Source organism: Anaerobacillus sp. QJM3NY_32 (assembly GCF_056173645.1).
This window is the reverse complement of sequence record NZ_CM149684.1, coordinates 116,389-137,425: the sequence shown is the minus strand read 5'-3', so window position 1 is coordinate 137,425 and position 21,037 is coordinate 116,389. Positions and strand designations below refer to the sequence as shown.

Sequence of the window (21,037 nt, the reverse complement as noted above, 5' to 3'; positions counted from 1 at the left end):
TATTTCTCCTTCCTTTTATAAAGGGATTTGGGTTGTGTGCTGATTACCAACGGTAGTGAGCAAATGCTTTGTTAGCTTCAGCCATTTTGTGCTGTTCTTCACGCTTCTTAACAGAAGCACCTGTGTTGTTAGCAGCATCCATAATTTCGTTAGCAAGTCTTTCTACCATAGTCTTTTCACCGCGAAGACGGGAATAGTTCACAAGATAGCGAAGACCTAGAGTTGTACGACGATCAGGACGTACTTCAACTGGAACCTGGTAGTTTGCACCACCAACACGACGAGCGCGTACTTCAAGTACTGGCATAACGTTCTTCATCGCTTGGTCAAATACTTCCATAGCCTCTGTGTTTGTACGTTCCTGAATAAGATCAAATGCTTTGTATAGCACCTGTTGAGCTTTACCTTTCTGACCGTCTACCATAAGGCGGTTGATCAGGCGAGTAACTAGCTTGGATTTGTAAATTGGATCTGGTAATACGTCACGACGTTCTACTGGACCTTTACGTGGCATGGGTTAACCCCCTTTCATGTTTTAGTTAATTTTATAGCTATTATTTCTTAGCTGGTTTCGGTCTCTTAGTACCGTATTTAGAACGACCTTGTCTACGGTCGTTAACACCTGCAGTGTCAAGCGCACCACGAACAATGTGGTAACGTACACCCGGTAAATCCTTAACACGACCTCCGCGGATTAGCACTACACTGTGCTCCTGAAGGTTGTGACCGATACCCGGGATATAAGCAGTTACTTCAATTCCGTTAGTAAGACGAACACGAGCGTATTTACGCAATGCGGAGTTCGGCTTCTTAGGAGTCATCGTACCTACACGAGTACACACACCACGTTTTTGTGGAGATGAAAGATCAGTATGAGACTTTTTGAAGCTATTATATCCTTTGTTCAATGCTGGAGAATCTGATTTCTTTGATTTAGAAACGCGTCCCTTGCGAACAAGTTGGTTAATAGTTGGCATTTTGTTTTCCTCCCTTCTTTTGTTAATAGCAAGCCCACACATCCAGGTGGTTCATGTATAGATAAAAGGAAAGTTTTTGCCTGACAGGGCATGCCTTGCCCGGCAAAAACGGTTATGCTTTTATCGTAACTGTTGCTGCGCCTACTTCGATTCCACATGCCTTACCTAGCTTCTTCATAGAATCCACTCGGTAAACTGGTATGCTTTTCTCTTCGGCGAGTGCAACAACTTTAGAAGTTACCCTGCGATCAGCGTCGTCAGCGATGAAAACTTCCTTCGCTTCTCCAATCTGGAGGGCCTTTAGAGTTTGTTTCGTTCCGATAATCAATTCATCTGCCTGTGATACTTTTTCATAAGACAAGAACATATCCTCCAAAGTAACAGGATTATCGGAAGCACCTTGGATATAATATCACCCTGTACTTCCGATGTCAACACTTCCCCTGTTTATTCTTGACTAACTAACGCACTTTCTTCTTGTTCTAAAAGCTCTTCAGCCTCTTGTGCTTCACCTGCTACGTTGATTCTACGGTAACGTTGCATACCAGTACCTGCCGGAACAAGTTTACCGATAATAACATTTTCCTTAAGACCAAGTAGCTCATCACGCTTACCTTTGATAGCTGCATCAGTTAGGACACGAGTTGTTTCCTGGAAGGATGCTGCTGATAAGAATGATTCAGTTTCAAGAGACGCTTTAGTAATACCAAGAAGAACCGGACGACCAGTTGCAGGTAAGCCACCTTGTTTAAGAACTTTACGGTTAACACCTTTAAACTGGTGAATATCGATAAGGGATCCTGGCAACACTTCAGTATCGCCCGCATCAATAACACGAATCTTACGCATCATCTGACGAACCATAACTTCAACGTGTTTATCGCCAATTTCAACACCCTGCATACGGTAAACCTTTTGCACTTCTGCAAGTAGGTATTCTTGAACGCCGTCAATACCACTAATTGTTAGAAGTTGTTTAGGGTCAATCGAACCTTCAGTTAGAGGTTGACCAGCCTTCACTTCATCTCCTACAACTATTTTCAAACGAGCGCCGTATGGAACAGGGTAGTTTCTTGTTTCAGTTTCACCTTGAACGACAATCTCTTTCTTCTCTTTCACCTCAGCCAAATCAATCACTTTACCATCAAGTTCAGACACAACAGCCTGACCTTTAGGGTTACGTGCTTCAAATAGCTCCTGGATACGAGGAAGACCCTGAGTAATATCGTCTCCGGCAACACCACCTGTGTGGAATGTACGCATTGTCAACTGTGTACCTGGTTCACCGATTGATTGAGCAGCGATAATTCCAACTGCTTCACCAACTTCTACACGAGTACCAGTTGCAAGGTTACGTCCATAACACTTCTTACAAACGCCATGACTAGTGCTACAAGTAAAGGCAGAGCGGATATAGACGTTCTCAATACCAGCTTCTACGATTTCAGTAGCAATGTCTTCTGTAATTAGGTTATTTTTCTCAACAAGAACTTCGTTCGTCTCAGGATGTCTAACTTTCTTAAAGGCAACACGGCCAACAAGACGGTCAAACAACCCTTCGATTAATTCATTTCCATTCTTAATCGCACTAACTTCAAGGCCGCGATCCGTACCACAATCGTCTTCACGAACAATAACATCCTGTGCCACGTCAACAAGACGACGAGTAAGGTAACCTGAGTCAGCTGTTTTAAGGGCCGTATCGGCAAGACCTTTACGAGCACCGTGTGTTGAAATAAAGTACTCAAGCACTGTTAGACCTTCGCGGAAGCTGGATTTGATTGGAAGTTCAATGATCTGTCCAGATGGGTTTGCCATCAATCCACGCATACCTGCGAGCTGAGTAAAGTTAGATGCGTTACCACGAGCACCTGAATCACTCATCATAAAGATTGGGTTATCTTTTTCGAGTCGATTCATTAGTTTTTCCTGGATACGATCTTTCGCACTACTCCAAATCGCAATAACACGATCATATCGCTCGTCGTCAGTAATAAGACCACGACGGAATTGCTTAAGAACTTTTTCGACTTTCTCTTCAGCCTCATGAACAATTTCTTGTTTCTCAGCAAGTACCACTACGTCAGCTACACCAACGGTAATACCAGCTTTAGTTGAGAATTTGAAACCAAGATCTTTCATGCGGTCAAGCATACGAGACGTTTCAGTCACTTTGAATCGCTTAAACACCTCGGCGATGATTTTACCAAGAATACCTTTCTTAAATGGTGAAATCAATTCGCGCTGAGCAATTTCTTCTTTCACATTCACTCCGTGAGGAAGGAAGTAATTTTCCGGTGTGGCGATTTCAAGGTTATTTGTCGTCGGTTCATTAATATATGGGAATGACTCCGGAAGAATTTCGTTGAAAATCAACTTACCAACCGTTGTCACAAGCAATTGCTTGTTCTGCTCTTCAGTAAAGGCAGATTTATTCAATGATGCAGCAGGGATTGCTACGCGAGAATGAAGATGTGCAAATCCATTCTGGTAAGCAATTAATGCTTCATTTGTATCTTTGTAAACAGAACCCTCACCGATTGCTCCTTCACGTTCCATAGTAAGGTAGTAGTTACCTAGAACCATATCCTGTGACGGCGTAACAACTGGTTTACCATCTTTCGGGTTAAGGATGTTCTGTGCTGCAAGCATTAAGATACGTGCTTCAGCTTGTGCTTCAGCAGATAACGGTACGTGGACGGCCATTTGGTCACCATCGAAGTCAGCATTGTAAGCTGTACATACGAGTGGGTGAAGACGAATCGCGCGCCCTTCAACTAGAATGGGTTCAAACGCCTGAATTCCAAGTCTGTGAAGCGTTGGTGCACGGTTTAAAAGAACTGGATGTTCTTTAATTACGTTTTCCAAAACGTCCCAAACTTCAGGGTGAACTTTTTCTACTTTACGTTTCGCACTCTTAATGTTGTGTGCAAGACCTTTTGATACAAGCTCCTTCATTACGAAAGGTTTGAACAATTCAAGCGCCATTTCTTTTGGAAGTCCACATTGATACATCTTCAAGTGAGGACCTACAACGATAACGGAACGACCTGAATAGTCAACACGCTTACCTAGTAGATTCTGACGGAAACGACCTTGTTTCCCTTTCAGCATGTGAGAAAGAGATTTCAAAGGACGGTTACCAGGACCTGTTACTGGACGACCACGACGGCCGTTATCAATAAGGGCATCGACAGCTTCTTGAAGCATACGCTTCTCATTCTGCACGATAATACTAGGAGCACCAAGATCTAACAAACGTTTCAAACGATTATTGCGGTTAATTACACGACGATACAGATCGTTTAAATCCGATGTCGCAAATCGTCCGCCGTCAAGCTGTACCATAGGACGAAGCTCTGGAGGAATAACCGGAAGAACATCTAAGATCATCCATGACGGGTTATTTCCTGAACCACGAAATGCCTCAAGTACTTCAAGACGTTTAATCGCACGAGTTCTACGTTGACCTTGTGCAGTTTTAAGCTCTTCTTTAAGGATATCTACTTCTTTATCAAGGTCGATATCAAACAGTAGTCTGCGGATTGCTTCCGCACCCATTTCTGCAGAGAATGTTTTACCATACTTTTCACGGTATGCACGGTATTCTTTTTCAGAAAGAAGTTGTTTCTTCTCAAGCGGTGTGTCTCCAGCTTCAGTAACAACATAAGAAGCAAAATAAATAACTTCTTCTAGTGCACGCGGAGACATGTCGAGAACAAGTCCCATACGACTTGGAATGCCTTTAAAGTACCAGATGTGAGAGACAGGAGCAGCAAGCTCGATGTGCCCCATTCTCTCACGACGGACTTTTGCACGTGTTACTTCAACACCGCAGCGATCACAAACGACTCCTTTATAACGGATACGTTTGTATTTCCCACAATGACATTCCCAGTCTTTTGTGGGTCCAAAGATTCGCTCACAGAAAAGACCATCTTTCTCTGGCTTCAAGGTACGGTAGTTAATGGTTTCTGGCTTCTTAACTTCTCCTCTTGACCAAGAGCGGATTTTAGCCGGTGACGCCAGACCGATTTTCATATACTCAAATTTATTGACATCTATCAAGGGGCCTACCTCCCTTTAGAATTCAGGTTTAACCCTTACTCACTCGCCTGATTTGACCCAACATTCAAGTTTAATTTCTCACTGGATTGGTCTTCTTCATCGTCTAACTCTTTCATTTCAATTTCTTGCTCATCACTTGCTAGCATTTTGACATCCATACCAAGCGACTGCAATTCTTTGATTAGAACTTTAAACGATTCTGGAATACCAGGCTCAGGAACATTTTCACCTTTTACGATTGCTTCGTAAGTCTTAACACGTCCAACAACATCATCCGACTTCACAGTCAAAATCTCTTGAAGGGTATATGCAGCACCATATGCTTCGAGTGCCCATACTTCCATCTCACCGAAACGCTGTCCACCGAATTGTGCTTTACCACCAAGCGGTTGCTGCGTAACAAGTGAATATGGTCCAGTAGAACGTGCGTGAAGCTTGTCATCGACCATGTGAGCAAGTTTGATCATATACATGACACCGACAGAAATGCGGTTATCAAATGGTTCGCCTGTGCGACCATCGTAAAGAACAGTTTTACCATCACGTGGCATTCCTGCTTCTTCTAGTGTTTCCCATACGTCTTCTTCACGAGCTCCATCAAATACCGGTGTTGCTACGTGAATTCCAAGTGCACGTGCGGCCATACCGATATGCAACTCTAGTACCTGTCCAATGTTCATACGAGAAGGAACACCTAGAGGGTTCAACATGATATCGATCGGAGTTCCATCAGGCAAGTATGGCATATCTTCTTCAGGAAGAATCCTAGAGATTACACCTTTGTTACCATGACGTCCCGCCATTTTATCTCCTTCATGAATCTTACGCTTCTGTACAATATAAACACGAACAAGTTGATTTACTCCCGGAGGAAGCTCATCACCGTCTTCACGGTTAAAGATCTTCACATCAAGTACAATACCATCTCCGCCGTGAGGTACACGTAGAGAAGTATCACGAACTTCACGAGCTTTTTCTCCAAAGATTGCATGAAGTAGACGTTCTTCAGCAGTTAGCTCTGTTACACCTTTAGGAGTAACTTTACCTACAAGGATATCTCCGTCTTTCACTTCAGCACCCATGCGAATAATTCCGCGTTCATCAAGGTTACGCAATGCGTCTTCCCCAACATTCGGAATGTCACGAGTGATTTCTTCAGGTCCTAGCTTTGTATCGCGAGCTTCTGATTCGTACTCTTCGATGTGAATTGAGGTATAAACGTCATCTTTTACAAGACGTTCGCTCATAATAATAGCATCCTCGTAGTTGTAACCTTCCCATGTCATAAACCCGACTAGGACGTTACGCCCAAGGGCCATTTCACCTTTTTCCATTGAAGGTCCGTCGCCAAGGATTTCTCCTTTTACAACGCGATCGCCTTCAACAACAATAGGCTTTTGGTTATAGCACGTTCCCTGGTTGGAACGAATGAATTTAAGCAATTTGTAACGATCAAGATCGCCTTTCACTTCCTGTCCATCAATGACGGAGATACGACGAACATGAATTTCTGCAGCAGATGCAAACTCGACTAGACCGTCATGCTTACAAATAACAGCAGCACCGGAATCTTTTCCGTTAACATGCTCCATACCTGTTCCGACAATTGGTGCTTCAGGAACCATCAAAGGTACAGCTTGACGCTGCATGTTCGCACCCATAAGCGCACGGTTGGAGTCATCATTCTCAAGGAACGGAATACAAGCCGTTGCGGCCGAAACTACCTGTTTCGGTGATACGTCCATGTAATCAATTTTTTCACGAGCGATGATAATGTTTTCGCTACGGAAACGAGCAACAATATCTTCGTCTTGGAATGAACCATCATCGTGTAGCTTAGCATTTGCCTGTGCCACAACGTAGTTATCCTGTTCATCAGCAGTTAGGTAGTCAATAAACTCCGTCACTTTACCTGTTTCAGGATCTACTCTGCGGTATGGCGTTTCAATAAAGCCAAATTTATTAACTCTCGCATAAGAAGACAATGAGTTAATAAGTCCGATGTTTGGTCCCTCTGGAGTTTCGATCGGACACATTCTGCCATAGTGGGAGTAATGTACGTCACGAACTTCAAAGCCAGCACGCTCACGTGTTAAACCACCAGGTCCTAGAGCAGATAAACGACGCTTGTGAGTTAACTCAGCTAGCGGGTTTGTCTGATCCATAAACTGGGACAACTGAGAGCTACCAAAGAATTCTTTAATAGAAGCGATAACAGGACGAATGTTGATAAGCGCCTGAGGCGTAATAACGTTCGTATCCTGAATAGACATACGTTCACGAACGACACGTTCCATACGAGATAAACCGATACGGAATTGGTTCTGAAGTAGTTCACCTACAGAACGAAGACGACGGTTACCTAGGTGATCAATGTCATCTGTGTTACCTACTTGATGTAGAAGGTTAAAGAAATAGTTAATAGAAGAAATGATGTCGCCAGGTGTGATATTCTTCACGCCTGTTTCAACTCCACCATTACCAATTACATTAATGACTCTTTCCCCTTCTGGATCATCAGGTGCGTATACCTTAATGGATTGCAGACCGATAGACTCATCTTCAATTACTCCACCGTGAGGTTCAACGTCCTTAAATCCAACGTTAGTCTCTAGAGCAGGAAGGATTCTGTCCAGTAGACGACGATCAAGGATCGCGCCTTCTTCTGCAATCACTTCGCCTGTTTCAGGATCAACAAGCGTTTCCGCAAGACGTTGATTGAATAGACGATTTTTAATATGAAGCTTCTTGTTAATCTTGTAACGTCCTACGTTCGCAAGATCATAGCGCTTTGGATCAAAAAAGCGAGAATCAAGTAAGCTTTTGGCGTTATCGACAGTCGGAGGCTCGCCAGGACGTAAGCGTTCGTAGATTTCTAGAAGCGCTTTTTCCGTGCCGTCCGTGTTGTCTTTTTCCAGGGTATTGCGAAGATACTCATCTTCACCTAGGAGATCTATGATTTCTTGATCAGACCCAAACCCTAACGCTCTGAGCAGCACCGTAATTGGTAGCTTTCTAGTACGATCAATTCGTACATAGACAATATCTTTGGCATCAGTTTCAAATTCCAGCCATGCTCCTCGGTTTGGAATGACAGTAGCTGTATATCCTTTTTTGCCGTTCTTATCGATCTTTTCACTATAGTAGACACTTGGAGAACGCACGAGCTGAGATACGATTACGCGTTCTGCCCCATTAATAATAAACGTACCTGTTTCAGTCATTAATGGGAAGTCACCCATGAACACTTCCTGTTCCTTTACTTCGCCTGTTTCTTTATTGATCAAGCGTACTTTTACACGTAAAGGCGCAGAATAGGTCACATCTCGCTCTTTGGTTTCTTCCACGGGATACTTAGGTTCACCGAGGCTGTAATCAATAAATTCCAGCACAAGATTACCAGTGAAATCTTCGATTGGAGAAATATCCTGAAACATTTCTCGTAAACCCTCATCAAGAAACCATTGATAAGAAGCCGTTTGAATCTCAATTAGATTTGGCAAATCCAACACTTCTTTGATTCGCGCGTAGCTTCTTCTTTGGCGGTGGCGTCCATACTGAACTAGTTGGCCTGTCAAATGATTCACCCCTCAAATCCAGCGTATTTATTTTCTTAGCCCAATGATATTCTGTTTTAAAAAGAATCTATCGTTGGACAAAAAAAGAAAAAGGGCATTGATAAAAATTCCCCTTAACTATAAGCGATTATATTAGTTTTTCCAGACGACGGCATTTTATACCTCTTTGCAAACGAATGTGAAAAAGGCCTGGAAAATCCATCATTGGCATTATATTATATTAGCATAGGCCATCCATGAAGTCAAAGGATATTTTCATATTTTACTTGACTGCTTTAAGAATATAGTATCCTTTCTTTTTCACGACGGTTTCAACATGCTCAAACATTTCTTCGAGTCTGGTTATTGCAGATGGGGCCCCTTGCTTCTTTTGGATCACTACCCAAAGCGTCCCACCTTTTTTTAAAACGTCATAGGCCTCTTCAAGAATTCCATGAACAACTTGTTTACCTGCACGTATAGGAGGGTTCGTAAGGACAGACGCGAACGTTTTATCTTTTACGGCATTCAACTGATCACTTGCCATAACGCTCAAATTATGAACGCGATTCTTAATGGCATTGCTCATCGCAAGCTCTGTTGCGCGTTCATTTATGTCTAGCATATAAAAATAACGATTTGAAAATTCAGAAGCAAGTGAAATGCCGATCGGGCCATAGCCACATCCAACATCAACAATATCCCCTTCAAGTTCAGGTTCTTCAAATGATTCGATTAGAAGTTTACTCCCAAAATCGATTTCCTTCTTTGAAAAAACACCAGAATCAGTCGTGAATTGAAATTTACTTCCCCGTAAATCCGCATCAATTTTGTTCGGACTGCTTTTCACACCCGGATTCTTCGTATAATAATGTTCACCCATTGCTTTCCCTCTTTTCAACGTCATTTCTATAAGCCTAACCCCTATAACCAAACCAAAAATAATAGCGTCAAATAACAAAAAGCTCGCTTTTAAAAGCGAGCTTTTGTTTCAAACGACTACTTAACTTCGATTACTGCGCCAACTTCTTCAAGCTTGCCTTTAAGCTCTTCAGCTTCTTCTTTAGCAATGCCTTCTTTAATCGGGCTTGGTGCGCCATCAACTAGTTCTTTAGCTTCTTTCAAGCCAAGACCAGTGATTTCGCGAACAACTTTGATGACCTTGATTTTGCTGCTTCCAGCACTTTCAAGAACTACGTCAAATTCAGATTGCTCTTCAGCAGCACCTTCTGCTGCGCCACCTGCTGCTGCTACTGGAGCTGCTGCAGTTACACCAAATTCTTCTTCGATTGCTTTAACTAGGTCGTTAAGCTCAAGAACTGTCATTTCTTTGATTGCTTCAATGATTTGCTCGTTACCCATGAGTAAATCCTCCTTAATTTTTGTTTTATTTATACCAATTGATAGGCCGTGCGTTTACGCGCCTTGTTCTTCCTTTTGATCAGCCACAGCTTTTGTAGCAAGTGCCATATTGCGCATAGGTGCTTGAAGCACAGATAGCAACATAGAAAGTAGTCCATCGCGGTTTGGTAGGTCCGCAAGTTCTTTGATCTTTTCTACTGATACAACGCCGCCTTCGATTACGCCAGTCTTGATTTCAAGAGCTTCGTGATTCTTAGCGAAGTTGTTCAAAATTTTAGCAGGAGCAACAACATCTTCATTGCTGAACGCGATTGCCGTAGGTCCGACAAGGTGTTCATTCAAATCAGTAAGTTCAAGCTCTTCTGCCGCGCGACGAGTCATTGTGTTCTTGTAAACACGGAACTCAACGTTTGCATCACGCAATTGCTTACGAAGCTCAGTTACTTCAGAAACATCAAGTCCACGATAATCAACAAAAATTGTTGATTGGCTATCACGTAGTTTGTCTGCAATTTCCGTAACTAGTTGCTTCTTCTGTTCAACTATACTGCTCATAGTTCCACCTCCTAAAGAAATGTATCTATACCGCCCTGGAATATGAGGTCATATAAAAAGCCTTCACATCCGAAGACATGAAGGCTTTACGATTACATACGTATCGAATCACTTCACACCTCGGCAGGATATTAAGTGCAAGAACACCCCTGCTGTCTACGGTACAGAAAGTATTAATTTATCAAACAACATTTACAAGTATATTTAATAGCTACGCAAATGTCAACAGCTAATTTAATTAGCGGTAAGTTGATGCGTTAACTTTAACACCAGGTCCCATTGTAGATGTAACCGAAATGTTTTTAAGGTACGTACCTTTAGCTGCTGCTGGCTTAACTTTCACAAGTGTTTCTACAAGTGTGTTTAAGTTTTCAACAAGCTTGTCAGCTTCGAAAGATACTTTACCGATTGGTGCATGGACGTTACCAGCACGATCAACGCGGTACTCTACTTTACCAGCTTTGATTTCGTTAACAGCTTTTTCAACGTCGAACGTTACTGTTCCAGTTTTCGGGTTCGGCATTAAACCTTTTGGTCCAAGTACACGACCTAGTTTACCAACTTCGCCCATCATGTCTGGAGTTGCAACGATTACGTCAAACTCAAACCAACCTTCGTTGATTTTAGCGATATAGTCTGCTTCTCCTACATAGTCAGCGCCAGCTGCTTCAGCTTCTTTAGCCTTTTCGCCTTTAGCGAAAACAAGAACGCGTTGTGTTTTACCAGTTCCGTTTGGAAGTACAACCGCGCCACGAACCTGCTGGTCGTTTTTCTTAGGGTCTACTCCAAGACGAACTGCTGCTTCAACTGTTCCATCAAAGTTTCCTACAGATGTCTTTTTCACAAGTTCAACTGCTTCTTGAGGCTCATAGAAAGTTGTACGTTCAACTAGCTTGGCAGCCTCCTGGTATCTCTTACCTCTTTTTGCCATTTTGTGTTCCTCCTTGAATGTGGTTTAGCGGATTAACCTCCCACTATTTATGACGCCAAAATGTCGACATCATAATAAAAGTTGCGAACCTGTATAACACAGGCAGGAATCCCTTTTAATCGCAACGGCTTGTGTAACATTAATCTTCGATCGTAATTCCCATGCTACGTGCAGTACCTTCAACCATACGCATTGCAGAATCAACATTCGCTGCGTTAAGGTCTGGCATTTTTGTTTCAGCGATTTCACGCACTTTATCACGCTTCACAGTCGCAACTTTGTTGCGGTTTGGTTCACCAGAACCTGACTCGATACCTGCTGCTTTCTTAAGAAGAACTGCAGCTGGTGGAGTTTTAGTGATAAATGTAAATGAACGGTCTTCAAAAACCGTAATTTCTACTGGAATGATCATACCAGCTTGGTCAGAAGTACGAGCATTAAACTCTTTACAGAATCCCATAATGTTAACTCCAGCTTGACCTAGTGCAGGTCCTACTGGCGGTGCAGGATTCGCCTTCCCAGCCGGGATTTGCAATTTAACAACCTTGATTACCTTTTTAGCCACGCGACACACCTCCTTAAGTCCGTGATGTGGTATTTGGGTGTTTTACACCCTCCCACCTTATATATCAATTGAATGTCTCGATTAGTATGAGACTCATGAAACATTAAAATTCTATCATTAATCGAAAAGTTAAGCAAGGACTTTTCAATTAGAACTTCTCAACTTGTCCGAAATTAAGTTCAACAGGCGTTTCTCTGCCGAACATATTTACGTGCACTTTGACCTTTCCTTTGTCCGTATCGATCCCTTCAACAGAACCTACGAAATCAGCAAATGGACCTTCTTTCACTTTAACTTTCTCTTTAAGTTCAAAGTCTACATCTACTTTTGGTTGCTCCATACCCATTTGCTTAAGAAGTGATTCCACTTCTTCCGGAAGCAATGCAGTCGGTTTAGACCCAGCACCACTAGACCCTACGAATCCAGTAACACCTGGTGTATTCCGAACGACATACCATGAATCATCTGTCATGACCATTTCTGTAATAACATAGCCAGGAAAGACTTTTTTCATAACTGTCTTTTTCTTGCCGTTCTTCTCTTCTGTTTCTTCTTCTACCGGGACGAGAACACGAAAGATCTTATCCGTCATGCCCATTGTCTCAACCCTTTTCTCAAGGTTGGTTTTTACTTTGTTTTCATACCCCGAGTACGTATGAACAACATACCATCTTTTTTCCATATTTGCAGGACTGCGTCCTTCCCTCCCCAGCTCATTTACTCTCTCATTCTAACCTTCTGAATGAAAATTTATAACGAATTATCCTAAAATGAGGCGGATTATCGAGGAAATACCCTGGTCAATCAATGCGAAGAAAACAGCTATAAAAATAACCGTTGTAACAGTTACAATCGTATAGCGTGTTAATTCCTTACGCGTTGGCCAACTTACCCGCTTCATTTCACTTGCGACATTACGAAAGAACTTACCAGAACGTTGAACAATACTTGCCATTACTTGTTACCCCCAATTAATCTGGTGGAAAACTCCCCCGAGAATCTATTTTGATAAGGTTTGCCTCAAGAAGCAAACACCCTTCGAGGCATTACTTTGTTTCACGATGGACAGTGTGAACATCGCAGTATTTGCAATACTTCTTAACTTCCATGCGGGCCGGGCTCGTCTGTGAGTTTTTCATAGTTGTATAGTTTCGGCTATTGCATTGAACACATGCTAGTACTGCCTTTTTTCGCATAATGACACCTTCCTAAGCCGCGCAGTAGTGAAGTTTGTAATTTATATAAGCTATATTATTTCAAAAAAGAGCAAAATAAAAAAACGTTCAGCTACCCTGTGACGTTCTTACAAACCTAACAAAAAATTGACATTCTTACTTTTATCACTTTATCACAGCGTGTTTCAGCATGTCAATAAAGCGTCGGATAGGTACTCATAAGAAAAGAACAGGGAACTCGCCCCTGTTCTTTTCCCTAACCATCTTAGGTTTGTCCATATTAAAGGCTGACTTCACGTAGTTCGAGATAACGCTCTAACTTGCGTTTCACTCGTTGCAATGCGTTATCAATTGACTTGACGTGACGGTTTAGATCAACCGAAATTTCTTGGTATGAACGTCCATCGAGATAGAGCATTAGCACCTTTCTCTCTAAATCGCTCAAAATTTCTGACATTTTAAGTTCGATGTCATCAAATTCTTCCTGATTAATAATTAATTCCTCAGGATCTGTTACTTTCGTGCCGCATATAACGTCTAGAAGCGTACGATCAGACTCTTCATCGTAAATTGGCTTATCAAGCGATACGTAAGAGTTAAGCGGAATATGCTTCTGTCTTGTAGCGGTTTTGATAGCTGTAATCATCTGCCGGGTGATGCATAATTCGGCAAACGCTTTAAAAGATGAGAACTTGTCTCCTCTAAAATCACGAATGGCTTTGTAGAGACCGATCATCCCTTCTTGGATGATATCTTCTCGGTCTGCTCCAATGAGAAAATACGACCTCGCCTTAGCGCGTACGAAATTTTTGTACTTCGTAATCAAATGTTCCAACGCTCTACTGTGACCTTCATGAACCATGATGACGAGCATTTCATCATCAAGTTGATCGAATGCTACGTGTTCCAGGTGTCTTTGGTCTACTGACAGTTGTTCTTGATTTACCGTGCTTTCTTTGAGGTCTACTGTACTCAATATGCGTTCCCCCCGACCAGTACGCTATATAGAAATATTATACAGTACGTGTCGAAAAATCGTCAACCGCCTATTTACCGCCTCTTCGCCATTTTTCAAATATTTCGCTAATTTCTTCTGATAAATGCAGGCCACCAGAACGATTGCGACGATTTTCAATATTTACACTTTTTTCAATTCCTTTTTCAATTCCTTGCATTTCGTTGTAAAGTTCACGCGCCGATTTCCTAAGTGCACCTTGGCCAAAGATAGCCCATTGCTCTGTAAAATCTGATGTTGCCACATGTATTTGCGTTCTTATACCCTTCAGTTCCCTCGCCATTTTCTCAATCCGCTCATCTGCTGTTTCATTTTCTCTCGTATAAATAACATCAATTCTGTATTGGCTATGACGTTTTTCAATACCATGAGAGAGGTGAGCGTCAAAAACGACGATCACCTGATACCCGGTATAAGCTTGATATTCGGCCATTTTTTCAATTAGAAGCTCACGTGCTTTACTGAAATCTCTCTCTTTAAGTGTTCGCAATTCTGGCCATGCACCAATAATGTTATAGCCATCAACTAACAGCACGTCCATTATTTACTCCCCCAAAGGATGACGTTGTCGGTAAACCTCATACATCATTAACCCTGCAGCAACTGAAGCGTTGAGAGAGGTTACTTTTCCGGCCATTGGAAGACTTACTAAGAAATCACATTTATCCTTAATAAGACGTCCCATCCCTTTACCTTCACTTCCGATGACAAGTCCGATCCCCATATCATAGTCTGCCTGACGATAGTCCTGCCCCCCGGTTGCATCAGTGCCCACAAACCACAAGCCGCGGTCTTTCAACTCGTCCATTGTTCTAGCAAGGTTCGTTACTCGCGCAACCGGGATATACTCAATCGCTCCTGTAGAAGATTTGGCAACGGTAGAAGTTAAACCAACCGCTCTTCTTTTTGGAATAATAACTCCATGAGCTCCTGCAGAATCCGCTGTTCTTAATATAGATCCTAGATTATGAGGATCTTCAATTTCATCAAGAATAAGGAAAAACGGCGGCTTCCCAGAATCCTCTGCTTTCTTAAATAAATCCTCAAGATCAGCATATTCATAAGCCGCAATTGAAGCGACAACACCTTGATGGTTACTTTCCCCGGATAGTTGTTCTAGCTTTCGTTTCGGCACGAACTGCACGAGTACATTTTGTTCCTTTGCTTTTTGTATCAAGTTTTGAAGAGGGCCTTTTTGAGACCCTTCATTTATCCAAATTTTATTGATTTCGTGTCCCGATCGTAATGCTTCAAGAACCGAATTTCGTCCTACAATAAATTCTTTATCCATCTGACTTCACTTCTTTCTTCGGTTGTTCTACGAATTCATAAAGCTTTTGTAACAATTCATTTACTCTCTCTTCATTTCCCTTTAAATGATGGTACCCAAACAAAGCTTCAAGGGCTGTTGAATATTTGTACGTACTTACGCTCGTATTCTTTGGGACAGTTCCCGATTTAGCATTTCTTCCTCGGCGCACAACACCAGCTTCTTCCTCTGTCAGCCATTCTTTGTTTAATACATGGTGCAGGAACGCTGCCTGTGCTTTTGCAGAAACATACGTCGTTGCTGTTCGGTGCAGCTGATTAGGTCGAATGTGACCAAGTGAAAGCAGCCGCTTCCGAACGTTAATTTCAATAACAGAATCTCCCATATAAGCAAGCGCAAGTGAATTAAGTTGTTTTGCATCGATTTCCTTCATGCGCTACATCCTTTTCCAGCGAACACCTTGAGGTGTATCCTCAAGAAGAATTCCCTGTTCTTTTAATTCATCACGAATTTCATCTGCTCTTCCAAAATCACGTTGCTTCCTTGCTTCATTTCGTTCTTCTATCAGTTGATCCACATCTTCATCAAGTAGAGCTTTTTCTCTTTTGAAGGAAATGCCAAGAACGGAACCAAAGTCTTCAAAGCGCTCCATAAATAGTTCAAGAATCTCCATGGATGAATTTGTCCCCTGGAGGTAGAGATTAGCTTCTTTAGAAAGTTCAAATAAAATGGAGATCGCATTCGCCGTATTAAAATCATCGTCCATTTCTGTAACGAAGCGTTCACGATATCCCTCAATTTTCTCTTGCCATTTCTCAACTTCTCCATCAAGGTCAGCACTGTGTTGAAGGCGGTGCTCAAGGTTTTCTACCGTATCCTTAATGCGATCAAGTCCTGTTTTAGCACTTGCCAGGAGCTCATGGTCAAAGTTAATGGGATTACGATAATGAACAGACAACATAAAGAATCGAATCGCTTCTGGGTCATGCTGTTTAATCAAGTCATGAACAAGGACAAAATTACCTAGTGATTTAGACATTTTCTCGTTGTTAATATTGATATACCCGTTGTGAAGCCAATAATTCGCAAAAGTATGCCCAGTTAACGCTTCCGTTTGCGCTACTTCATTTTCATGGTGAGGGAATGCCAGATCTTTTCCTCCCGCATGAATATCAATTGTATCTCCTAAATATTTCTTCGCCATCGCCGAGCATTCAATATGCCAGCCTGGTCGCCCCTCTCCCCATGGACTCGCCCATGAAATTTCACCTTCTTTTGCAGATTTCCAAAGTGTAAAATCAAGAGGGTCTTCTTTCTTTTCACCCACCACAATTCGAGAACCGAGCTTAAGCTCATCGATGGACTGGTGTGAAAGTTTTCCATAACCTTCGAATTGACGAGTTCTAAAGTACACATCTCCTTCAGACTCATATGCGTAGTTCTTTTCAATAAGAGCTGTGATAAAATCAATGATTTCCTGCATGTTCTCTGTTACTCTTGGATGTTCGTCTGCTTTCTTAACGCCAAGCGCACCCGTATCTTCATGATAAGCACCGATAAATCGTTCAGCCACTGCCGGTACATCTTCACCCAATTCATTGGCCGCTCGAATCAATTTATCATCTACATCCGTAAAGTTAGAAACATACTGCACATCATAATCTCTGTATTGCAGATAACGACGGACAACATCAAAGACAATAGCAGGGCGCGCGTTACCAATATGAATATAGTTGTATACGGTCGGACCGCACACGTACATCCGTACTTTACCTTCTTCAATTGGTTGAAACGTTTCTTTTTTCTGTGTCAATGTATTATATAGCTTAATCGCCATAACTTTCACTCCTCTTCCTTAACGTTCGGACTTCCTCTGTTAACTCTCGCAATTCTTGTTCCATTTGCTTAAATTTATCAGCCACTGGATCCGGCATCTTATGATGGTCAAGATTATGTGGAACTTTCACTCCATTTTGGATAACGACTCTTCCAGGTATACCTACCACAGTTGAATTAACAGGCACATCCTGCAAAACAACTGACCCGGCACCTACTTTGGAATTCTCTCCTATCGTGATGGAGCCTAGCACCTTCGCTCCCGTCGCAACAAGCGTATTATCCCCAAGAGTTGGATGACGTTTCCCTTTTTCTTTACCAGTTCCCCCAAGTGTTACGCCTTGGAATAACGTCACATTATTTCCAATCTCACATGTTTCTCCAATAACAACACCCATACCGTGATCAATAAAACAACGTTCTCCAATTGTTGCTCCTGGATGAATTTCGATACCTGTGAAAAATCGACTGATTTGCGATACTGCTCTAGCAAGAAAGAAAAACTTCTTTTTCCAAAACCAGTGTGCCACTCGATGTGACCATATTGCGTGAAGGCCAGCATAAGTTAAAATAACCTCAAAATAACTTCGTGCTGCTGGATCTTGATCAAAGACCACATCGATATCCTGCTTCAACGTCTTCCACATGTCTTCACCTCTCTCCGTATACTCCCATAAGATCAACTAGAATGTAGGTTCACCATCTCTGCGTTCCAAAGAATAATAATTATTAAAAAAAGCGCCCCTGTGTGATGACTCCATCACACAGAGACGCTATTTGCGTGGTTCCACTCTGCTTCGAACATTTTTACAAATGTTCCTATCACCGATAACGGCGGCACCGCTCCTACCTAATAACCATAAAGGCTTTCTGTAGAAGACTCAGAGGGGCATTTCAATGAGTAAATACTTAAGCTGCTTTCAGCCGAGGACAGCTCTCTCTATAAAGAATTACACTCATTTACTTTTCCTCTTCAACGTTTGTTGTCAATTCGCTTATTATTATGCTTTACTCATCGCAAGAACTTGATTCAAACGAGCATTAACTGCTTCCCTTCCAAGTAAGGCAATCGCCTGTGGAAGTTCAGGACCATGTGTTTCACCTGTAGTAGCCACACGGATTGGCATAAAGAGTTTCTTCCCTTTATGACCAGTTGCCTTTTGAGTAGCCTTGATAGCTGATTTAATTGCAGCTGGCTCAAATTCTTCAACTTCTTTAAGTTGGTCTAAGAATCCTTGCATCACTTCAGGAATTTGCTCTTCGTTTAGTACTGTCATTGCCTCTTCATTATACTGAATTTCTTGCTTAAAGAACAACTCAGTAAGCTCAACAATTTCTCTACCATAGTGAAGTTGTTCTTGATAAAGGGCGATTAGTTCTTGAGCCCATTCCTTTTGTTCCGCTGTCATTTCAAGAGGGAACCTTCCTGCTTCAACAAGATGTGGAAGAGTCAGTTCAACCACTCGATCAAGACTCGCCTGTTTAATATATTGATTATTCATCCAGTAGAGTTTTTGTGAATCAAAAACTGCCGGCGAAGTGGACAAGCGTTCTGGATCAAAGATTTCGATCAATTGCTCTTTCGTAAACAGCTCTTCTTCTCCCTTAGGCGACCAACCAAGTAGTGTCACAAAATTAAATAACGCTTCTGGAAGAAAACCTAAGTCATGGTACTGTTCAATATACTGCACAATTGATTTATCCCGCTTACTAAGCTTCTTCTTCTGATCATTAACGATCAGTGTCATATGACCAAATTTAGGTGGTTCAAAACCAAATGCTTCGTAGATCATTAACTGCTTAGGTGTGTTTGAGATATGATCATCCCCACGAAGAACGTGAGAAATCTTCATATGGTGATCATCGAGAGCAACGGCATAGTTGTAAGTCGGAATACCGTTCTTCTTAACGATAACAAAGTCGCCAATTCCATTCGATTCAAAGGATACGCGGTCTTTTACAACATCGTCAAACGAATATTCTTTATCACGTGGAACTGCAAAACGAATGCTCGGTTCTCTACCTTCTGCTTCTAACTTTTCACGCTGGTCTTCTGTAAGATGTCGACATTTTCCAGAATATCGCGGCATTTCTCCTCGCGCACGCTGTGCTTCTCGCTCTGCCTCAAGCTCATCTTCTGTACAATAACATTTATATGCAAGTTCTTTATTCAAAAGCTCTTTTGTATGTTCAGTATAAATATCTAGACGTTCCATTTGAGTATATGGACCGTATTCTCCCTCTTTATCGATACTCTCATCCCAATCCATTCCTAGCCACTTTAAGTAATCAAGCTGATTCTCAACGCCACCTTCAACATTACGAGACTGGTCCGTATCTTCAATACGAATGATGAACTTACCGCCTTGATTTCTAGCAAACAAATAATTAAATAACGCCGTTCTTGCATTCCCAATATGTAAATAACCTGTTGGGCTCGGCGCATAACGTACGCGTACTTCGTTTCCCATTATATCCACCACCATTAATTATTATCTTTAACTGTCTTATTATTTTACCATTACCGTCAAATTATCGGTCAAGCTTTTTGAAGCAACACGACAACTTCAGCCGCAATTCCTTCCCCTCTACCAGTAAATCCAAGCTTCTCTGAAGTAGTAGCCTTCACATTTACCTGGCTAATGTCACACTCAAGTAAATGAGCAATCACTTCACGCATAGCTGAAATATGAGGAGCCATTTTGGGAAGCTGCGCAATAATTGTGCAATCCACATTACCGAGCGTGAAGCCTTTTTCCTTCACAATTCCAAATACATGTCGAAGAAGTTCCTTTGAATCAGCATCTTTAAAAGCTTCATCTGTATCGGGAAAATGTTTTCCTATATCGCCTTCTCCAATAGCACCAAGACAAGCATCCGCAACGGAATGTAGGAGTACGTCAGCATCGGAATGACCAAGCAAACCTTTCTCAAATGGAATGGTAACCCCTCCAATAATACACGGACGGTCTTCCACTAACTTATGTACATCAAAGCCATGACCAACTCGCATTAAACTCCACTCTCCCTCTTCTCTCGCAAGATCGCTCTCGCAAAAATTAAATCTTCAGGTGTTGTTAATTTCACATTCCAATAATCCCCCGGGATCACTTGGACTGAGCGTCCATTCATCTCTACTAAACTGGCGTCATCAGTTCCAATCACACCGTTCTCCTCAGCCCATTTATGAACTCCTTTGATGACCGAAAGACGAAAAGCCTGTGGAGTTTGCACGGCCCACAAGCTTGAGCGATCAATGGTTTTCTGCACCTTCAGTTCATCCACTTGCTTCACTGTGTCCTTAACTGGAACAGCTACAATCGCACCATCGTAATCTTTAGCTGCTGTCGCCGCTTGATTTGCAACTTCATGTGTAAAAAATGGACGGGCACCATCGTGAATTAAAACAATTTTATCCCCTTGCAATGCTTTAAGTCCTTCATAAACACTTTGCTGACGTTCATAGCCACCTGTTACGACATGACTTACCTTTGTTAGTCCATATTCCTGAATAAGCGAGTGAAAATCTTCATGCTCACGTTCATTTACAGCGAGCACGATCTCCTCGCAATGTGGGTCACTCTGAAAAACCGATATCGTATGAACGATAATCGGTTTTCCTTCAAGCATAATAAATTGTTTGTTTTTCCCTGCGTTCATCCTTTTTCCCTGTCCGGCAGCAGGAATGACTACTGAATATTTCAAAGCTAGAACCCCCGTCGCCTA

General features: G+C 42.1%; 22 protein-coding genes and 2 other annotated features. All 22 genes read right to left on the bottom strand.

Features of this window, described 5'->3' with window-relative positions; all coding sequences use genetic code 11:
* Positions 1-43 precede the first annotated feature (43 nt).
* The 22 genes from rpsG to ispD all read right to left on the bottom strand — a co-directional run bounded on the left by rpsG (position 44) and on the right by ispD (position 21,016).
* Positions 44-514, bottom strand: coding sequence for a 30S ribosomal protein S7 (gene rpsG, locus AC0VYH_RS00700; RefSeq protein ID WP_194220289.1), 471 nt, complete (start codon positions 512-514; stop codon positions 44-46).
* A gap of 40 nt (positions 515-554) precedes the next feature.
* Positions 555-977 (bottom strand): 30S ribosomal protein S12, encoded by a 423-nt coding sequence (gene rpsL / locus AC0VYH_RS00695; RefSeq protein WP_475368289.1) that lies wholly within the window; start codon positions 975-977, stop codon positions 555-557.
* Between the two features lie 112 nt (positions 978-1,089).
* On the bottom strand, positions 1,090-1,338 hold the full coding sequence (locus AC0VYH_RS00690) for a 50S ribosomal protein L7ae-like protein (RefSeq protein ID WP_194220287.1): 249 nt from the start codon (positions 1,336-1,338) through the stop codon (positions 1,090-1,092).
* An 86-nt stretch (positions 1,339-1,424) separates the two neighbouring features.
* Complete coding sequence (gene rpoC / locus AC0VYH_RS00685) at positions 1,425-5,045, bottom strand: DNA-directed RNA polymerase subunit beta' (RefSeq protein WP_283153200.1); 3,621 nt, start codon at positions 5,043-5,045, stop codon at positions 1,425-1,427.
* A gap of 35 nt (positions 5,046-5,080) precedes the next feature.
* The gene (rpoB, locus tag AC0VYH_RS00680) at positions 5,081-8,623 is read right to left on the bottom strand and encodes a DNA-directed RNA polymerase subunit beta (RefSeq protein ID WP_194220285.1); all 3,543 of its coding nucleotides are present in this window, start codon (positions 8,621-8,623) and stop codon (positions 5,081-5,083) included.
* Between the two features lie 262 nt (positions 8,624-8,885).
* The gene (locus AC0VYH_RS00675; RefSeq protein WP_475366288.1) at positions 8,886-9,485 is read right to left on the bottom strand and encodes a class I SAM-dependent methyltransferase; all 600 of its coding nucleotides are present in this window, start codon (positions 9,483-9,485) and stop codon (positions 8,886-8,888) included.
* A 116-nt stretch (positions 9,486-9,601) separates the two neighbouring features.
* On the bottom strand, positions 9,602-9,964 hold the full coding sequence (gene rplL / locus AC0VYH_RS00670; protein ID WP_430246602.1) for a 50S ribosomal protein L7/L12: 363 nt from the start codon (positions 9,962-9,964) through the stop codon (positions 9,602-9,604).
* 54 nt (positions 9,965-10,018) lie between these two features.
* On the bottom strand, positions 10,019-10,519 hold the full coding sequence (gene rplJ / locus AC0VYH_RS00665) for a 50S ribosomal protein L10 (RefSeq protein WP_160921565.1): 501 nt from the start codon (positions 10,517-10,519) through the stop codon (positions 10,019-10,021).
* Positions 10,520-10,563: 44 nt separating this feature from the next.
* Positions 10,564-10,699 (bottom strand) — a sequence feature (ribosomal protein L10 leader region).
* A 58-nt stretch (positions 10,700-10,757) separates the two neighbouring features.
* Positions 10,758-11,450: a 50S ribosomal protein L1 gene (gene rplA / locus AC0VYH_RS00660; RefSeq protein ID WP_194220282.1), complete on the bottom strand. Its 693-nt coding sequence runs from the start codon at positions 11,448-11,450 to the stop codon at positions 10,758-10,760.
* A 139-nt stretch (positions 11,451-11,589) separates the two neighbouring features.
* Positions 11,590-12,015, bottom strand: a complete 426-nt coding sequence (gene rplK, locus AC0VYH_RS00655) for a 50S ribosomal protein L11 (protein ID WP_048313309.1) — start codon at positions 12,013-12,015, stop codon at positions 11,590-11,592.
* A 148-nt stretch (positions 12,016-12,163) separates the two neighbouring features.
* On the bottom strand, positions 12,164-12,697 hold the full coding sequence (gene nusG / locus AC0VYH_RS00650; protein WP_194220281.1) for a transcription termination/antitermination protein NusG: 534 nt from the start codon (positions 12,695-12,697) through the stop codon (positions 12,164-12,166).
* Between the two features lie 78 nt (positions 12,698-12,775).
* Positions 12,776-12,970, bottom strand: coding sequence for a preprotein translocase subunit SecE (gene secE / locus AC0VYH_RS00645; RefSeq protein WP_098445961.1), 195 nt, complete (start codon positions 12,968-12,970; stop codon positions 12,776-12,778).
* Positions 12,971-13,061: 91 nt separating this feature from the next.
* Positions 13,062-13,211, bottom strand: coding sequence for a 50S ribosomal protein L33 (rpmG, locus tag AC0VYH_RS00640; RefSeq protein ID WP_194220280.1), 150 nt, complete (start codon positions 13,209-13,211; stop codon positions 13,062-13,064).
* A 259-nt stretch (positions 13,212-13,470) separates the two neighbouring features.
* Positions 13,471-14,121, bottom strand: coding sequence for an RNA polymerase sporulation sigma factor SigH (gene sigH / locus AC0VYH_RS00635; RefSeq protein ID WP_194220319.1), 651 nt, complete (start codon positions 14,119-14,121; stop codon positions 13,471-13,473).
* A 115-nt stretch (positions 14,122-14,236) separates the two neighbouring features.
* Positions 14,237-14,746: an NYN domain-containing protein gene (locus AC0VYH_RS00630; RefSeq protein ID WP_475373183.1), complete on the bottom strand. Its 510-nt coding sequence runs from the start codon at positions 14,744-14,746 to the stop codon at positions 14,237-14,239.
* Positions 14,747-14,749: 3 nt separating this feature from the next.
* A complete protein-coding gene (gene rlmB / locus AC0VYH_RS00625) occupies positions 14,750-15,496 on the bottom strand; it encodes a 23S rRNA (guanosine(2251)-2'-O)-methyltransferase RlmB (RefSeq protein ID WP_226616809.1) in 747 nt (248 codons plus the stop codon).
* Positions 15,489-15,908: a Mini-ribonuclease 3 gene (locus AC0VYH_RS00620; protein ID WP_194220277.1), complete on the bottom strand. Its 420-nt coding sequence runs from the start codon at positions 15,906-15,908 to the stop codon at positions 15,489-15,491. The genes rlmB and AC0VYH_RS00620 overlap by 8 nt, the downstream gene beginning before the upstream one ends.
* Positions 15,909-15,911: 3 nt before the next feature.
* Positions 15,912-17,312 (bottom strand): cysteine--tRNA ligase, encoded by a 1,401-nt coding sequence (gene cysS, locus AC0VYH_RS00615; RefSeq protein ID WP_475373182.1) that lies wholly within the window; start codon positions 17,310-17,312, stop codon positions 15,912-15,914.
* Positions 17,302-17,958 (bottom strand): serine O-acetyltransferase, encoded by a 657-nt coding sequence (gene cysE / locus AC0VYH_RS00610; RefSeq protein ID WP_404684295.1) that lies wholly within the window; start codon positions 17,956-17,958, stop codon positions 17,302-17,304. The genes cysS and cysE overlap by 11 nt, the downstream gene beginning before the upstream one ends.
* Before the next feature lie 116 nt (positions 17,959-18,074).
* Positions 18,075-18,297: a binding site (T-box leader), on the bottom strand.
* A 15-nt stretch (positions 18,298-18,312) separates the two neighbouring features.
* On the bottom strand, positions 18,313-19,782 hold the full coding sequence (gltX, locus tag AC0VYH_RS00605; RefSeq protein WP_430246606.1) for a glutamate--tRNA ligase: 1,470 nt from the start codon (positions 19,780-19,782) through the stop codon (positions 18,313-18,315).
* 68 nt (positions 19,783-19,850) lie between these two features.
* Positions 19,851-20,324, bottom strand: coding sequence for a 2-C-methyl-D-erythritol 2,4-cyclodiphosphate synthase (ispF, locus tag AC0VYH_RS00600; RefSeq protein WP_430246607.1), 474 nt, complete (start codon positions 20,322-20,324; stop codon positions 19,851-19,853).
* Complete coding sequence (gene ispD, locus AC0VYH_RS00595) at positions 20,324-21,016, bottom strand: 2-C-methyl-D-erythritol 4-phosphate cytidylyltransferase (protein WP_404684292.1); 693 nt, start codon at positions 21,014-21,016, stop codon at positions 20,324-20,326. Before ispD ends, ispF begins: the two co-directional genes overlap by 1 nt.
* Positions 21,017-21,037: the final 21 nt, after the last annotated feature.

Excerpts from the sequence above, each read along its gene's own strand:
- rpsG (WP_194220289.1), bottom strand. The coding sequence starts at position 514 with ATGCCACGTAAAGGTCCAGTAGAACGTCGTGACGTATTACCAGATCCA.
- rpsL (WP_475368289.1), bottom strand. The coding sequence starts at position 977 with ATGCCAACTATTAACCAACTTGTTCGCAAGGGACGCGTTTCTAAATCA.
- AC0VYH_RS00675 (WP_475366288.1), bottom strand. The coding sequence starts at position 9,485 with ATGGGTGAACATTATTATACGAAGAATCCGGGTGTGAAAAGCAGTCCG.
- rplL (WP_430246602.1), bottom strand. The coding sequence starts at position 9,964 with ATGGGTAACGAGCAAATCATTGAAGCAATCAAAGAAATGACAGTTCTT.
- rplJ (WP_160921565.1), bottom strand. The coding sequence starts at position 10,519 with ATGAGCAGTATAGTTGAACAGAAGAAGCAACTAGTTACGGAAATTGCA.
- rplA (WP_194220282.1), bottom strand. The coding sequence starts at position 11,450 with ATGGCAAAAAGAGGTAAGAGATACCAGGAGGCTGCCAAGCTAGTTGAA.
- nusG (WP_194220281.1), bottom strand. The coding sequence starts at position 12,697 with ATGGAAAAAAGATGGTATGTTGTTCATACGTACTCGGGGTATGAAAAC.
- secE (WP_098445961.1), bottom strand. The coding sequence starts at position 12,970 with ATGGCAAGTATTGTTCAACGTTCTGGTAAGTTCTTTCGTAATGTCGCA.
- rpmG (WP_194220280.1), bottom strand. The coding sequence starts at position 13,211 with ATGCGAAAAAAGGCAGTACTAGCATGTGTTCAATGCAATAGCCGAAAC.
- AC0VYH_RS00630 (WP_475373183.1), bottom strand. The coding sequence starts at position 14,746 with ATGGACGTGCTGTTAGTTGATGGCTATAACATTATTGGTGCATGGCCA.
- rlmB (WP_226616809.1), bottom strand. The coding sequence starts at position 15,496 with ATGGATAAAGAATTTATTGTAGGACGAAATTCGGTTCTTGAAGCATTA.
- AC0VYH_RS00620 (WP_194220277.1), bottom strand. The coding sequence starts at position 15,908 with ATGAAGGAAATCGATGCAAAACAACTTAATTCACTTGCGCTTGCTTAT.
- cysS (WP_475373182.1), bottom strand. The coding sequence starts at position 17,312 with ATGGCGATTAAGCTATATAATACATTGACACAGAAAAAAGAAACGTTT.
- cysE (WP_404684295.1), bottom strand. The coding sequence starts at position 17,958 with ATGTGGAAGACGTTGAAGCAGGATATCGATGTGGTCTTTGATCAAGAT.
- gltX (WP_430246606.1), bottom strand. The coding sequence starts at position 19,782 with ATGGGAAACGAAGTACGCGTACGTTATGCGCCGAGCCCAACAGGTTAT.
- ispF (WP_430246607.1), bottom strand. The coding sequence starts at position 20,324 with ATGCGAGTTGGTCATGGCTTTGATGTACATAAGTTAGTGGAAGACCGT.